The 15,441-nt window shown below is 42.4% G+C and carries 17 protein-coding genes; 2 read left to right on the top strand and 15 right to left on the bottom strand.

All coding sequences use genetic code 11. From position 1 onward, the window contains the following. Positions 1-2: 2 nt before the first annotated feature. The gene (locus PSF67_RS01635; RefSeq protein WP_210844531.1) at positions 3-1,574 is read right to left on the bottom strand and encodes an AbgT family transporter; all 1,572 of its coding nucleotides are present in this window, start codon (positions 1,572-1,574) and stop codon (positions 3-5) included. Positions 1,575-2,031: 457 nt separating this feature from the next. On the opposite strand from PSF67_RS01635, the gene PSF67_RS01640 reads away from it, so the two are divergent. Both PSF67_RS01640 and PSF67_RS01645 read left to right on the top strand, forming a co-directional pair. Beyond that, entirely contained in the window at positions 2,032-2,412 is a 381-nt protein-coding gene (locus PSF67_RS01640; RefSeq protein ID WP_102138018.1) for a DUF1992 domain-containing protein, read from the top strand. A gap of 200 nt (positions 2,413-2,612) precedes the next feature. Then, positions 2,613-3,020 (top strand): DUF2628 domain-containing protein, encoded by a 408-nt coding sequence (locus PSF67_RS01645; RefSeq protein ID WP_102138019.1) that lies wholly within the window; start codon positions 2,613-2,615, stop codon positions 3,018-3,020. 38 nt (positions 3,021-3,058) lie between these two features. Here the strand turns inward: PSF67_RS01645 and PSF67_RS01650 are convergent, their stop codons facing one another. From PSF67_RS01650 to PSF67_RS01715, 14 genes are all read right to left on the bottom strand, one after another. Then, entirely contained in the window at positions 3,059-3,772 is a 714-nt protein-coding gene (locus PSF67_RS01650; protein WP_231068959.1) for a helix-turn-helix domain-containing protein, read from the bottom strand. Between the two features lie 253 nt (positions 3,773-4,025). Further along, the gene (locus PSF67_RS01655) at positions 4,026-4,361 is read right to left on the bottom strand and encodes a tRNA-binding protein (protein ID WP_231068960.1); all 336 of its coding nucleotides are present in this window, start codon (positions 4,359-4,361) and stop codon (positions 4,026-4,028) included. A 191-nt stretch (positions 4,362-4,552) separates the two neighbouring features. Further along, on the bottom strand, positions 4,553-4,879 hold the full coding sequence (locus PSF67_RS01660; RefSeq protein ID WP_042845455.1) for a DMT family transporter: 327 nt from the start codon (positions 4,877-4,879) through the stop codon (positions 4,553-4,555). Positions 4,880-4,900: 21 nt separating this feature from the next. Next, positions 4,901-5,329, bottom strand: a complete 429-nt coding sequence (locus PSF67_RS01665) for a DMT family transporter (protein WP_166264232.1) — start codon at positions 5,327-5,329, stop codon at positions 4,901-4,903. A 56-nt stretch (positions 5,330-5,385) separates the two neighbouring features. After that, positions 5,386-6,078: a hypothetical protein gene (locus tag PSF67_RS01670; RefSeq protein WP_102138023.1), complete on the bottom strand. Its 693-nt coding sequence runs from the start codon at positions 6,076-6,078 to the stop codon at positions 5,386-5,388. A gap of 14 nt (positions 6,079-6,092) precedes the next feature. Then, the gene (locus PSF67_RS01675; RefSeq protein WP_102138024.1) at positions 6,093-6,737 is read right to left on the bottom strand and encodes a phosphate propanoyltransferase; all 645 of its coding nucleotides are present in this window, start codon (positions 6,735-6,737) and stop codon (positions 6,093-6,095) included. Continuing rightward, positions 6,734-7,171, bottom strand: a complete 438-nt coding sequence (locus PSF67_RS01680) for a BMC domain-containing protein (protein ID WP_102138025.1) — start codon at positions 7,169-7,171, stop codon at positions 6,734-6,736. Before PSF67_RS01680 ends, PSF67_RS01675 begins: the two co-directional genes overlap by 4 nt. A gap of 13 nt (positions 7,172-7,184) precedes the next feature. Continuing rightward, positions 7,185-8,135 carry a choline TMA-lyase-activating enzyme gene (gene cutD, locus PSF67_RS01685; protein ID WP_195697783.1) on the bottom strand — a complete coding sequence of 317 codons (951 nt, stop codon included), beginning with the start codon at positions 8,133-8,135 and terminating at the stop codon, positions 7,185-7,187. Between the two features lie 101 nt (positions 8,136-8,236). Continuing rightward, complete coding sequence (cutC, locus tag PSF67_RS01690) at positions 8,237-11,668, bottom strand: choline trimethylamine-lyase (protein WP_102138027.1); 3,432 nt, start codon at positions 11,666-11,668, stop codon at positions 8,237-8,239. Positions 11,669-11,726: 58 nt separating this feature from the next. Beyond that, positions 11,727-12,857 (bottom strand): 1-propanol dehydrogenase PduQ, encoded by a 1,131-nt coding sequence (locus tag PSF67_RS01695; RefSeq protein WP_195697784.1) that lies wholly within the window; start codon positions 12,855-12,857, stop codon positions 11,727-11,729. Positions 12,858-12,864: 7 nt separating this feature from the next. Next, positions 12,865-13,122 (bottom strand): EutN/CcmL family microcompartment protein, encoded by a 258-nt coding sequence (locus tag PSF67_RS01700; protein WP_004259057.1) that lies wholly within the window; start codon positions 13,120-13,122, stop codon positions 12,865-12,867. A gap of 26 nt (positions 13,123-13,148) precedes the next feature. Next, a complete protein-coding gene (locus PSF67_RS01705; RefSeq protein WP_272676424.1) occupies positions 13,149-14,777 on the bottom strand; it encodes an acetaldehyde dehydrogenase (acetylating) in 1,629 nt (542 codons plus the stop codon). Between the two features lie 69 nt (positions 14,778-14,846). Further along, on the bottom strand, positions 14,847-15,125 hold the full coding sequence (locus PSF67_RS01710) for a BMC domain-containing protein (protein WP_004259063.1): 279 nt from the start codon (positions 15,123-15,125) through the stop codon (positions 14,847-14,849). Positions 15,126-15,140: 15 nt separating this feature from the next. Beyond that, the gene (locus PSF67_RS01715; protein WP_004259066.1) at positions 15,141-15,425 is read right to left on the bottom strand and encodes a BMC domain-containing protein; all 285 of its coding nucleotides are present in this window, start codon (positions 15,423-15,425) and stop codon (positions 15,141-15,143) included. Between the last annotated feature and the right edge of the window lie 16 nt (positions 15,426-15,441).

A 15,441-nucleotide genomic window follows, 5' to 3' on the forward strand; every position in this document is an offset into this window, starting at 1 on the left:
GATTAGCTTCCTGGCGTGAAATATATCGGAGAGCCTGGGCCCACAGGGATACCCAATACAAATACCCACACTATAAAGAACAACGACCAGCCAATGAAGAAAATGATGGAATATGGCAGCATCATTGAAACCAATGTCCCTATTCCTGCATCTTTTTTATATTTAACCACTATCGCCATAATCAACCCAAAATAGCTCATCATCGGAGTGATAATATTGGTTACCGAATCCCCAATACGATAAGCTGCTTGAATAGTTTCAGGCGCATAACCGGCCAACATCAACATTGGAACGAAAATAGGCGCGGTGACAGCCCACTGAGCTGATGCAGAGCCAATCATTAAATTAATAAATGCACAAATAAGAATAAAGCCAATAAATAGCACGCCACCATGGAGATCAATACTATTTAAAAAGTTGGCGCCTTTAACCGCAATAACTTGCCCGATATTTGTCCAACCAAAGAAAGCAACAAATTGTGCGGCAAAGAAAATGATAACCAGATATAAGCCAAGAGTACTCATTGCCCCTGCCATTGCGTCAACAATGTCTTTATCAGAGCGCATAGTTTTAGCAATATAGCCATACACAATACCCGGGACGGCAAAGAACACAAAAATGAACACTACGATGCCTTTTAGGAAAGGCGAGTTGCTGACTAACCCAGTATCTTGGTTACGTAATATTCCATTTTCGGGTACCACCATTAACGCCAAAATCGCGGCTAATCCCCAAAACGTTACCGATGCCCAAAATAACGCTTTTTTCTCTAGCGAGGTGACATTTGCTGAGGCGTAGAGGCTATTTTCATCTTCGTCGACTGCCCCTCCTGTGTATGGGCCCAGCTGTGGCTCAACAATTTTTTCTGTGATCAAGTAACCTAAAATAGTGATCAAAAACGTACTCGCAAACATAAAATACCAGTTCGCTTCCGCTCCCACGATATAAGTCGGGTCAATGATTTGCGCAGCCTGCTGGGTGATACCAGACAGTAATGGGTCAACCGTACCTAATAATAAGTTTGCTGAATAACCGCCTGAAACCCCTGCAAATGCAGCGGCAAGGCCAGCTAAAGGATGACGTCCTAATGAATGGAAAATGATAGCGGCTAACGGAATAAGTACCACATAACCCAATTCTGCCGCGGTGTTTGACATGATGCCTGCAAACACGATCGCCATTGTCGTTAATTTACGTGGGGCTTTGGTTACAACCAAACGCATGGCAGCAGAAAGCAAACCTGCTCGTTCTGCAATTCCAACCCCTAATAATGCAACTAATACCGTCCCTAATGGTGCGAAACCGGTGAAGTTAGTGACGACGTTAGCAATAATTTTTCGGATCCCTTCGGCATCCAATAAGCTAACGATATGAATAATACCGTCTTCTGCACGCCCTTTTGCCCCTTCTGGGCGAGGGTCTGGCACGCTGACACCGAAATACTGACCTATTGCTGAAGAAACTAATAAAATTGCAATTAAAATAATAAATAAGATGACGGGATGTGGTAGTGCATTACCTAGCCACTCAACCGTTCGCAAAAAACGGCTTCCCTCTTGCTTCTTTTGTTCCATATTTTCTCCTTATAAACAAGAAAAACGGACATTACACAATGTTTTTGCTTTTTGCTATTTACAAATAGATAATTTTAAATAAACAAAATTCATACAAATCAGATATAAAGTTCAACATAATTAAGAATGATTTATTTCAATTAGTCGTTAATATTTATAATTTATATAAAGTTGATAGTTAAAACTAAAATAAACAAGATAAATTAATTTCTATAAGTGTGGTCAACATAACAATTTTCATATTATCCTTAGCTTTTTTCCGCCATTTATCACTAATTAAATACCATTTTTTAGCAGTTTTATTTTATAAAAATAGCCAACCCCTTATTTATCAATACTCGATAAAACCTTGCCAATAACTCGGAATAACAAGCGCAATAAAGAATAATCTACCAGGTTCCTTTATATTGATATAGGGGGCTATAATAGTAAAAAATCAACTCATGGAGTCGCTATCATGTCAGTTATTGATCTTTGGGCAGAACGCCATATTCAAGAGGCGCTGAATAAAGGGGAGCTTTCAAATTTAAATGGTGAAGGGAAAGCTTTACAGCTTGAAGACGACAGTTTAGTTCCACCAGCGCTAAGGGCTGGATATCGCATATTAAAAAACTCAGGTTATTTACCTGTAGAATTACAACAAAGGAAAGATGCTCTAACGCTAAGCCATATGCTACAAGGTCTCTCTGTGGACGACCCCAATTATACGTCGATGAGTAAGCAATTAGCTTTACTCGAACTAAAACTCAAGCAAGCCAATGTAAATACTGATTTTTTACATGGCAACTATGCAAATTCAATTTCTGAACAAATAACCAATAAGTCAAATACCAAATAATGTAGGCAAGCCTTCCAATAAATTAACCCATCATCTATTTGCTATTTATCTTAATCATTTTTCCTTTATTTATCTTTGATTGGCTCATTATTAAAAACATCCCTCAATAGTCACATTAAGACTATTTACCTCTTTTTTATGCGGTTATCCAAGTATTATCAATCCCGATTTTATACTTATTAATAAGCAAGGGATGGAAAATGGAACAGAAGCAATATTCTAATAAATGGCAAAAACGTTTCGATTTCTTTGATAAGCATGGTGCTCCTGATACGCCTGAATTCAAAGCAGCGTTAAAAGCCGCCTCTTTCGGTGAGCGTATTCTCATTAATATGAACATTTTTGCCTTTTTCTTCGGTATTATTTATTTCCTCATTTTAGGGCTTTGGAAGAAAGGGTTAGTGATGCTTGGTATCACTCTTGGGGTTGCTCTCGTTTTGAATATTATTGATTTTATGATTGGCGGAACAATTCCTAACGCCGTCTTTACTGGGGTATCTGTCGGTATGTCAGCGCTGTGGGCCATGGTTGCCAACTATGCTTACTATATTAAAGAAACCAAAGGATTGGATAACTGGAACCCATTTGAAGGGATCCGCATGCTGTAGATAGCAAATATTGTAAAGATTGGTGGCTAGCAAAGCTGCTAATTTTTACAAGGTACTAAGTTAATGCCCTGAATTCGATATTCATTTGGTGTTCTGCCATAAAATCGACGAAAAGCTTGGCTAAATGCCGAATGAGATTCATAACCGACAGATAATGCAATTTGTTCTATTGAGGTATTGGTTAGTAATAAGCTTCCTGCAATTTCCATTCGTTTTTGTAATAGAAATTGCATCGCTGTTAATTGTGTTTCTGCTTTTATTCGTCGTTGCAATGTACTCACTGACATACAAAAAGCAATTGCCATGTCTTCACAACTAATAGGATGGTGTAGGCGCAGTTCTACCCATTGAGAAAGCTCATCAATCCATTTATTTTCAGATTTTAACTGGGCCAATAATAGACGGGCAACCGTAAAATTATGTTCGGGAGCTTGTGGGAAGTTTTGCAACCAATTCAAAAGGCCAATTGCGGCAGGCGTCAGAGTAAACTCCGTCATTTTTTCACTCAATGCCCATTGTGCTGTGGCGGGCATTTCTAATACATAATTTTGATTTCCTAACTGCCCGCTAAATGCATGGCTCACACAAGGCGGGATCACAACCCCCTTTCCTGCATTTAATAGATAATGTTGCCGGTACATATTGATTTCCATCTGCCCAGATAACGACAACACAACTTGCCACTGCCCATCATGTTGATGAGAAATGACTTCGTCTGAATATTGGCGAAAATGAAGTTCAGGCAATCGCAAAGGGTCACACTCCTACTGATACAGATAATAGCAGTATAACCTTTTTACTAATAAATGGCAGTGATGCCAATGCGCCACCTATTGAGGAAAGTGAGTGCAACAAAAACGTTAAATGCTCTAAATAATTCGTGTTATCGCTAGGCGGCAAGCAAAGTAAGCCCTAGGGGCATACAAAAGTATGCGACTGAGCGAGTGAGTGAAGCCAACAACGCAATAACACAAAGTATGACGAGTATTAGAAGTATAACGAGCATTATGCTAATAAAGCACCATTTGGCAAAGGCAGGTTAAATTCAGCAAGGACAATCGCCCCCGTTTCGTCAGGCGCCCCCGTGATCAACACTTCAGATTTAATGCCTGCTATACGCTTTACTTCAAAATTACACACACACAGCACTCGCTTACCAATCAAGTCTTCAGACGTATAATTGACGGTGATCTGTGCACTTGAGCGCTTAATGCCCAATTCACCGAGATCAACCTCCATTATATAAGCGGGCTTTTTAGCTTTAATATTAACTTCTGCACTAACAATAGTCCCAACACGCATTTCAACACGGGTAAAATCATCCCATTCAATTATGTTCATTCATTTTTCCTAATTAGATTATTTATAGAACGTAAATTAACATAGGATAGATCCTTTCTTTTATCGCCAAACCATCACTTTGTATCGTGAAACAGTCATACTATCGTATGATAAAAAAATAGCCCTCACGAAAATACATTGAGGGCCAAATAATGAACGAAAGAAAGATGCAACAATGGTCTAAAAATTAATTACATAGTCGAGAATGTATTCATAATAATCCCACCACTAATGATGAGCCCCATCGCGAATACCGCTGGAAAATCGGGTTTTTGTTTATATAAAACCATAGAAACGAGTGTCACACCGACAATACCAAACCCACACCACAGTGAATAAGCGACACCAACTGGGATATAGCCCATTGCTCGAGTTAAAGCGAAATAACACAGGCAATAAGCAATAATAACTAATACGGATGGACCCAACTTGCTAAAACTATTGGTCTTTTTAATCATTGAGGTGCCCGTTATTTCAGAGCCAATAGAAAGTGCTAACCATAGAAATCCAGTAAACATAATATTCCCCTTAGCTTTAAATTAATGAGCTGTGTTATTTTTTGCGGATAATAATGAAGACTCTGTTTCATCTTTAGGTGGCTCAGTTTCTTCTGGATCATCTGAGCCCATTTTGGAGAATAGATTCATGATCACAATACCACTTGCGATCACCGCCATGCCAATCATGGCTGCGGTATCAGGATGTTGCCCATAAAATAGCATACCAAGGGTTGAAACCATTAGGATCCCAGTACCTGACCATGTTGCATAAGCTAAGCCAACAGGAATGTATTTTACCGCGCGGGAAAGTGAGTAATAACAAATAACATATAACACAACGATTAATGCCAATAATAATGATTTGGTCATACCTTCGCTATTATCAAACATTTTTAAGGTCGATGTTGCTGAGGTTTCAGAAATAATAACCGCCAGCATCCAAAGCCATGACTTTGCTTTAGGGGACATAGATAATACTCCTACGATAAATAGAATGATTAAAATTAATTTTTAATTTAATAACTTTATTTTTTAAGTGACTTTAAATAATCGATTGCTGAATCCGTTAATTTATTTTCATTCGCACAATACCCCCTAGGGTTATTCATTACTTCCTTTAAAGTAATATAGCGATTTGGATGTTCATTATTTATTTCAGGTTTTAATTCCTCAGTAATTTCATTGACTATAAATTTTTTTTCTACTTCGTTTAACGAGCCAAAATGAATTCCTAAATTAATAGCCTTACTGATATTTTCTTTAATCAGACGATTATAATTTTCGTTTTTATTTAAACCTAAAACCTGACTTAACTCACTTTCAGGGCAACAATGATATTTCAGTGCCAATATCGACATGTTTTGTGATAAGGCATGTAGGGCTAGCTCACTTTCCTCACTCACAAACAAACCATTGGCTATCTCACCAACCACTTTTGCATCAATAAACGGTAAAAACAGGCTGTCATAATGACTTAACCTACTTATTGATAAGGTACTTTTATTTACAACACTTCCCAATTCAGCCCATTTTTCAACATCAGCGGACTGAAGCATGGATGCGGTGGCATAAAAGGAAAAAGAAACAGAATCTAGCTGTGCCAGTCTTTGGTAAATCGCTTGCTGATACCCCTCAACAGGCGATAGCACAACCAGAACTTGTCGCTTCAACTGACGTAAAACTTGTTGCACAATTCGCTCGATCCGTTTTTCGTTCATTTTGCCACCGCTCCTTAGCCTGCAATGAATACGCTATCGTTATTCCGTAATCCCGCTGCGTTCGCTTCATCGGTATCAATATGAAATTCAAGAGAAAACCGCTCATCGACTCTCACGACAACTTCATCAAACACTAAGCTGCGTTCACCTTCAGTACGGATATTCACCTTTTGCCCATTCACTACATTTAGTGCTCTTGAGTCCATCACACTCATATGAATATGGCGCTGAGCACAAATGACCTGTGACTCAAGATTGACATGTCCTGCTGGGCCAATCAGTAAAGCATTACCCGAATTCGTCATATCCCCAGACTCTCTCACAGGAGCTTTAATGCCAAGGGCAAAACAATCGGCTTTAGACACTTCGAGCTGCGTTTTTGGGCGAACAGGCCCTAGCACTCTGACTTTGCTAATAGAGCCTTTTGGCCCCACGACCATCACGCACTCTTTCGCAGCAAATTGCCCCGGCTGTTTTAAATCTTTGAATGGCGTTAGCTGATAACCTTGGCCAAACAACGCTTCAACGTCCTGCTGTGAAAGGTGAACATGACGGTTAGAGATGCCAACAGGGATAGCGATGTTAGCAACGCCATTTTGTGCCGGTGTATAAGCTGAAAGCCGAGCCAGTATTTTCCCCATCAATTGCTCATTCATCATGATTTTTTCCCTTTACGCGGGTCATTTTTGATGTCTTTCACATTGATATCGGTTTTAACTTCAGCCACTGGCGCTTCAGTTTTAGCTTCAATAACTACTTTTTCCACTAACTTTTCTGTTTTTGCTTCTGGTTGAATACTTTTCTCTAATTCGCCCTTTTTACTTTTCACTGTCAGTAATTTGGTGATCACACTTTCTTCAGGCCGTGCAATCACTAATGAACCGACTAATAGTTGGCTACTGGCGATCACTTCAATGCCATGGTCAACTGCGGTGCGAACGGCACTGATTTCGCCTTGAAAACAAACGGATACCAGTCCAGAGCCGATTTTTCGATAACCTACAATTTCTACACTGGCGGCTTTACAGGCTGCGTCTGCAGCCTGTATGGCGGATGTCAGCCCCCGAGTTTCAATTACGCCTAAACTTTTCATCTGTCTCTCCTACTTAATGACGAACCAGTCGAATATCGAAATCAAATTGTTTGAAGAATGCTTCAAGTTGATCTAACTCTTCTGCACTATAGGTTGGGTCTTGTTTAACGGGATAAATCATATCCAGTTTGTCGTATTTGCCGCGTCCCAACTGGTGATAAGGCAGAATATCAATACGTTTTACATTGCCACGTTTGGATAATTCCATCGCATAGTGAATCGCCCCCGTGATGGCATCAAAAGAGTCGTTATAGCCGCGAACCAATGGCATTCTCACTACAACGTTGGCACCGAGTTCAACCAACCTTTCAAGGTTGCGGCGAACATTTTCATTGCCAATACCGAACAGGTTTTTATGCTGTGCAGTATCAATATGTTTAATGTCATAGAGGAATAGGTCGACAACTTCAGCTAACTTTTCATAGTTTTCTAACGATGTAGTGCCTTGGGTTTCTATTGCGGTGTTGATCATCATTTTTTTACACTCACGCAGTAGCGCAACGGCAAAATCGGTTTGTAGGCTCATTTCACCGCCACCGATTGTCACGCCACCACCGGAAGAAATATAAAAATCATAATCTTGCATGATGATTTCCATCATTTCGGCTACTGTGACATCCTTCCCCATAATGTCTAACGCACCACCAATACACACTTCTTCGCATTTACGGCAACCAATGCAGTCAATACTACGATTCACGCGGTGAATTTGTTCACCTTGCTCATTAATGGTTTTGTAGTGGATCCCTGTTGGGCAGACATCAACACATTTTCCGCAGTTGACGCATTTGTCATGGGAAAACATCACTTGGAACTGGCTGCTTAGCCCTTCTGGGTTGGCGCACCATGGACAACGAATATTGCACCCTTTTAAGAAAATCAATGTGCGGATGCCATCGCCATCATAAATCGAGTATTTTTGGATATTAAATATCCGACCTTTAATCTCTGCCGCGCTCATCATTGCACCTCTAAAACTATGTTTATAAATCAAAATTTATTATTGTTGTTATGAAATAGCCGGTATAAAATGGCAGGTATAAACTCATACCTGCCTACATGGGTTTAGAACTTCTCAATTACAGTACGGCTAATAATTTCATCTTGAACCTCTTTACAGAGTTCCACGAAGTAAGCACTGTATCCTGCGACACGAACGATTAAATCACGATATTTTTCAGGCTCTTGCTGGGCTTTTTTCAGCATTTCGTTATCTACATAGCTGAACTGCATTTGCCCGTTTCCTAAGATAGACGCGGTTCTCAGCAAGGTGATTAAGCCATGACGGCCTTCTGGCGTGTCCAATAAGCCTTTTAAGAACTTAAAGTTATGCACCATACCAATGTTCATCGTTTCAACATTCATTTTGCTGATTGATTTAATAATGGCAGTTGGGCCTTGTTTATCCGCACCTTGTGTTGGGCTGATACCATCGGATAGCGGCATCCACGCCAAGCGACCATTGGCACTCGCGGCGGTTAACTCACCAATCGGTGTGTTGTTGGAGATAGATAAGGTTCCGTGGCTCAGTGTTGAATACAGCATGTCGTACTTACGGCACTCACGCTCTGTCCACTCCGTAATATCCAGTGCATATTGGTCAACATAGTCATCATCGTTACCAAACTTAGGCGCATTTAAGCAATCACGACGCAGTTCGTCATAGCCTTCAAAGTTGGCTAGCAGGCCATCACGAATTTGCTCAAGGGTGTAGCGACCATCTTCGTAAACTAATTTGCGAATAGCGACAATGGAGTCAACATAGGTTGCAAGACCAGAGAAAATCAGCCCTGGGCCGTGGTTGATCATCGCCCCACCCGCTGCAACGTCTTTCCCTTTTTCCATACAGCCTTCCACCAGCAAGGACATTAATGGTTTTGGTGCCACATCGCGGTGAACGCGTTGGCTGATGACGGTACCGATAGCGGATAAGCGAACAATATGAGCAATCTGCGCTTTCACTGCATTATCAAAGTCTTCGAATGTTTTCAGGTCACGTAAGTCACCAGTATCTAGACCTTGATAGCTATCGAATAACACCATGCGACCACGATTTAATACGAATTCAATCGCAATTGGCCATTGGGTGTAACCCGTTGAAGTCCACTGATAAATACGACCTGATTTTTGTGGCTCAACACAGCCCATCAAGCAGTAATCACGCGCATCTTCAAAGTCGAAGCCTTTACGCAGCATCATTTTGATGTGGGAATCGTCGAAGTGACATGCAGGGAAGCCCATACCGGCTTTCACGACATCAACGATTTTTTCCATGTATTTCTGTGGTGATTGGTTATGAATACGGCATGCCAGAGAGGGCTGATACACTTTAACGAAACGAACCGCATCCATAATTAAGTAGGTCAGGTCGTTACAAGCGTCACCGCCTGAACGTTTTTGTCCACCCACTGTTAAGTTGATAAATGGCTGATAACCGGCGAAATATTTTGCACCTAATTCGCTCGACATCCACATTAACTCAGCACATTTGATGATAAACGCCTGCATCATTTCTAGCGCTTGGTCTTGGGTCAAACGGCCTGATTTGATGTCGTTTTCATACATTGGCAAACAATATTGGTCGAGGCGTCCTAGAGAAAGACCGGTTTGGTTCTCTTCGATTTCAAACAGTGACTCAACCGTCCAAATGCTCTGTAATGCTTCTTGTAACGTCGCCGGTGGGTTCGCTGGCACATTTTCGTTGACTTGTGCAATAGTTAGCAATTCTTCACGACGTTTTTGGTCTGACTCCAACACTGCTAATTCACGAGCGTGGGCAGCAATACGGTGTGAATACGCCACAACCCCTTCACAGGTTTCAATTGATGCTTTATAGAAATAAATGCGGTCAATATCATCAGGGTTTTCCATGCTTAATTCAGCCAGTTTCGCCTGAGCATCTGCTTTGATACCATTCATTCCTTTGGTGAATAACAGCACGTCATAACCTGGGCAGGTATCGCCACCACCGTTAATTTGGTGATAAGACAAGTCACTGACAAAGGTTTCACCGCTGAATTCCCACACCCCCGCTTCGCGGTATTGAGCCTCACAAATCTCATCCAGTGAACGACCTTCCCAGAACGGAGCGATTTCTTCACGGATCACTTTTTTGTCTTCTTCAGAGATAACAAACGGGTCTTGTGGACGCGTGCTCATGGTATCAAGTTCTTCGACTACCCAACGCCATGCGATATCCGGTGAGAAGGCACCCGCACGGGCTTTACCACATGGATGCCCCACAATCAGTTCTTCCGGCTGAATTAAGATTGGCGCAGTTTCACAAGCGCGGCGGAATGCTTTCGCACGCAATAGAATTGGCGGTAAACCCGGGTTATTTTTAACAACTTCAGTGAAGGCGAGTGCGCGATAAATAGACACACTTGGACGCGCTTCTAAGTAACGGTTACGTAAGCGTTGTAAGCGAGGCGTTAAGCCTTCCATCACTTTGAATTCGGTTTCTACTTGTGCCGTTGGAGCAACATAATTCGCATTTGGTGCAGAATATTGCGGCTGAGCGCTGTTTTTTCCACAATATAAGCGAACTTTCAATCCATTATTGATAGCACTGATATTTTCATGAGCGGATAACATCATGGCAGATAATTCGTTAATGCATACACGCGGGTCATTCAGATAAATGCCATCTTTCAATGCATCGAACATTGGGTAGCCATCGACTTGCTTGGTTGAGCGAACTTCAGAGAGTTCAGCCAGTTTCAACCATAAACTTTCTACAATTTCATAAGCTTGTGCTTGGGTTAAGCGGCCTTGTTCGATATCACGTTGATAGAATGGATAAACGGCTTTATCGAACCCCATTGGGTTCACCGCATAACTGCCATTTTCTAGATGTAAAATTAGCTGAAGCAAGTAGAAAGCTTGGCAAGCCTCTTTGAAGGTTTGCGCTGGTTTTGCCGGCACATTGCGTAAAATGGCGGCGCTTTCTTGCAATTCTGCACGACGATATTGATTAGATTCTGCTGCCGCCATGCTCTCTGCTTTAGACGCTAAAGCTTGTGCAAAATGAATGGCCGCATCACATGCGTAAATTGCTGAGCGGCAGTTATTCGCTTCATCAATGCTATTACGGCTAACTGCACTGCCAATGTTTCTAACTTTGTTTTCTAACTGCGCTTTGATAGCCAAGAAACCAATATTTAAAACCGCTAAGTAATCAGGCGCATCCACTGTGCTATCGCCAGCTAAAAAGGTATAAATACTGTGGCTGTTGATTTCATTTTCAGTATGGAAAATGGCACCACGAGGGGTTGATGATTGGCTACCGATGATCAGCTCATCTTGGCCAATAAATGCAGGAAAATGGCGGATAAATTCATAAAAACGTTGTGCAGGTTTAATCGCCTGTGGTGCGCCAGACAGTTGGTTGCCAAGCGCTTCTAAAATATTCGCACGTTCAGTAATAATTGAGCTGTTGCGGGCACTTAAGCGTTCAGCCAGCATTTTTACGCGTGGGGTCAAAGCATATTTATTCATGTTAGCCTATCCTGATGTTCTTTCTAGTTTGTTGTTCATCACATAAAAGCGTTAACTGTTAAAAAGACTGTCTATACAGCATTTCCAGTTGCACCTTGCTCACATCCCGTGGATTGGTCGGAGTGCAACTATCTCGCAGTGCTTGCCCAACCATTTCCCCTAAACGGGCGTTAAAATCGAATTCATTGGTACCGGTTGCTTGAATGCCTTTTGGCATATTCATTTCATCTTTCAATACGTTGATTGCCATAATTAAGCTTTCAACGCCTTCTCGTATTGTTGAGGCAGGTAAATTTAAGTTTTTCGCGAGATGAGCGTAACGTTTTGCAGCTTCGTTATCGCATCGCCCTTCTAAATCCGCATTGAAGGCCACAACTTGTGCCATCAATAAGGCATTTGCACGACCATGTGGAATGTGGAATACGCCGCCTAATGCATGGGCTAAACTGTGTGTTATCCCTAGTGATGCGTTAGTAAAGGCCATTCCCGCAATGCATGAAGCGTTGTGCATTTTTTCGCGTGCCACTAAGTTGCTACCGTCCCGATAGCAGTCAATTAAATGACCAAATACTAATTGCACCGCTTTTTCTGCTAGGGCATCAGAAAAATCAGATGCAGTGCGAGAAACATAGGCCTCAAGGGCGTGGCACAGCACGTCCATACCTGTGTCAGCCGTAATAGAAGCGGGTACTGACTTCACCAGTGCGGGATCTAAAATGGCGACATCTGGCAACATAAATTCGTCAACTAAAACCAGTTTTTCAGACTGGGACTTGATCACTGAAAATGAAGTGACCTCCGAGCCCGTCCCACTGGTAGTTGGGATCGCGATAAACTGCGGTTTAACTCGATTGACGTCTTTTTTCGTGTGCCAGAGGGAGTAAATAACAGCTTTCGCAGCATCAATAACCGACCCACCACCGAGTGCAATCACCACATCTGGATATTGCTTATCCATGATTTTCATACCTTTAACGATGGCTGAAATGTCAGGATCTGGCTCAACATCGTCGTAAATCGAAAAGGCGATGCCACTTTGGGTTAGCCTGCGAGTGACTTCATCAGCTAAGCCAAACTTCACCATCGCTTTGTCAGTGACGATAAAGGCATGGTGAGCACTCATTTGTGAGATAAAATCCAATGCGTTAGCACCGAATTGGACTTTAGGTTTAATCAAAAACTGGTTCATGCTGTTTTTACTCCTTGGTATAAACCTTCTCAACAATGGCAACCACTGACATGGCTTTGTAATTGTCTTTATTCAAAGCGAAGTAAGCTTCAGCTAACACAATGTCGTTAATACCTGCGCCAACACTGTCGACTGCCACATACGTTTTGTTTTTCAACGGTTCAAGGTCATCCCCTAGCTTGGTAACCATTAATAAGTTACTGCCACTAAGTTCTTGGCATTTCTGCGTTGCAACAACATGTCCGACTACCTTTGCGAGGATCATGGTTTATACCGCCTTATTCCAATGAGTTACTTATTTAGGCGTCCGAGAACAGCCTTGATGATTTGCTCAACATTTTCTTCAGTGATGTCGCCTTGAGAAACCACCGCTTCAGCAATCGCAGCTGTTGTTACCGCACTGCCGAATCGGTCATCGCCCGTTGGATTAACCACTGCTGTTGACACTGCAGCTGGATTACGGAAACGGTTATCATCAAAAATGCTGACTTGAGGTTGACTTACCGTAGCCGGTGCTGTTGGCTGAGCCACTGCACAAGGCTGGGTGGGTTGCCTTAAATCATCAATGGAACGCACGCCATAACCCACTTTACGAATATTCAGTAAGTTCATTGGGCCAACGTTATCAGAGCTAGAACCGCCGCCAACTGCACCACAGCCCAGTGTTAACGCTGGCGTGATATTCGTCGTCGCACCAATTCCGCCCAATGCTGCTGGCGTATTGATCAAAATACGATTAACGGGTTTTTCTAAAGAGAACTGGCGAATGACATCTTCGTTTTGCGTGTGGATCACCAAGGTATGGCCGAGACCTTCGTTGGTCAGCAAATCAACCACGCGATGGCAAGCGGATTGCCAATCTTCCTCAATATACATCCCTAAAATTGGGCATAATTTTTCGCGGGAGTATGGGTTTTTCGGTGATACGGTGTCTTGCAACGCAATCAACACACGTGTGTTAGCCGGAACAGTGAAACCTGCACGTTGGCTGAGTGTAATGGCATCTTTCCCCACCACTTCTGGGTTGATGGTGCCGTTCGCTCTAAGCAACATCGATGCTATGCGTTTCGCTTCGTCTTCATTCATGAAGTAAGCGCCTTGAGCGAGTAATTCACGATGAACTTCGTTGTAAATACAGCGTTCTACAATGATGGATTGCTCAGAAGCACAGATCACACCGTTATCAAACGTTTTACTGGTGATGATGTCACTTACCGCCTGTTTGATATTGGCGCTACGTTCAATAAATGCAGGGCCATTACCTGGACCGCCACTAATGGTTGGTGTACCGGATGCGTAAGCTGCACGTACCATGCCTTCGCCACCCGTTGCCAAGATTAAAGAGACGTCTTTGCTGTGCATCAGTTCTTTCGTTGCTTCTAAAGTCAGCATTGTGACAGCATCGACAATTCCAGCTGGAGCACCCGCTTCTAATGCGGCTTTTTTGACAATTTCTAATGTGCGGAAACTGCAGGCTTTGGCATTTGGATGAGGGGAGAAGACAATGGCATTACCCGCCTTCAAGGCAATCAACGTTTTGTAGATGATGGTAGATGTTGGATTAGTAGAAGGAACTAACGCCGTGATCACACCAAGAGGAACACCCACATCCATGACTTTGTTGATTTTGTCATCATTAATGATGCCAACGGTTTTGAGATCTTTAATGTGTTCATAAACACGCATTGAAGCAAAAGTGTTTTTCAGGACTTTATCTTGCCACTTACCAAACCCAGTTTCTTCGTTAGCCATTTTTGCCAGCTCTTCTGCATGAAGTGCGGACTCAATTGCGATGTGTTTAACAATATTATCGATTTTTTCCTGCGAAAATGTCGCAAACTCTTTCTGCGCTTGTTTCGCGTTTCTAACTAGCTCTCTTGCCAGTTGTCTGGATTGCAGATCTTTGTCTAATGCAACCATGTCTTCCCCCGTATCGGAGCCAAAATTAATTCATTCGCTTGTCGTGTTATTGGCTTATTAGCCAATGACTTAGGCTTTGTGTTGTTGTGCAATTTTGCCAATATCGTTGTGTGGTCTTGCAATCACACGTGAAGTCACCACTGTTCCGATACGTTTTGCAGCCTCAACACCTGACTCAACCGCAGCATTAACGGCACCGACATCGCCTTTAACCATCGCTGTTACCAGCCCTGAACCGACATTCTCATAACCGATTAGCTCGACATTTGCGGCTTTACACATGGCATCAGCAGCTTCAATACAAGCCACTAAACCTTTGGTTTCAATCAGACCAAGTGCTTCTTTCATAAGTAATTTCCTGTTTTATTCCGTGACTTTATACTGGGCGACGATTTTCTGAATATCGCTATGAGGACGAGCGATAACCAGTGATGTCACAACGGTGCCAATACGAGAGGCAGATTCAACACCTGAATCCACTGCAGCTTTCACCGCACCCACATCGCCTTTGACCATGGCGGTAACTAAACCTGACCCAACATTTTCATAACCAATCAGCACAACATTTGCGGCTTTACACATCGAGTCTGCAGCTTCAATACAAGCCACTAACCCTTGAGTTTCAATAAGACCTAATGCGTCACCCATGTTTTTTCCTCCGGAA

This window comes from Providencia sp. PROV076 (assembly GCF_028483405.1).
GTDB classification, from domain to species: Bacteria; Pseudomonadota; Gammaproteobacteria; order Enterobacterales; family Enterobacteriaceae; genus Providencia; species Providencia huaxiensis.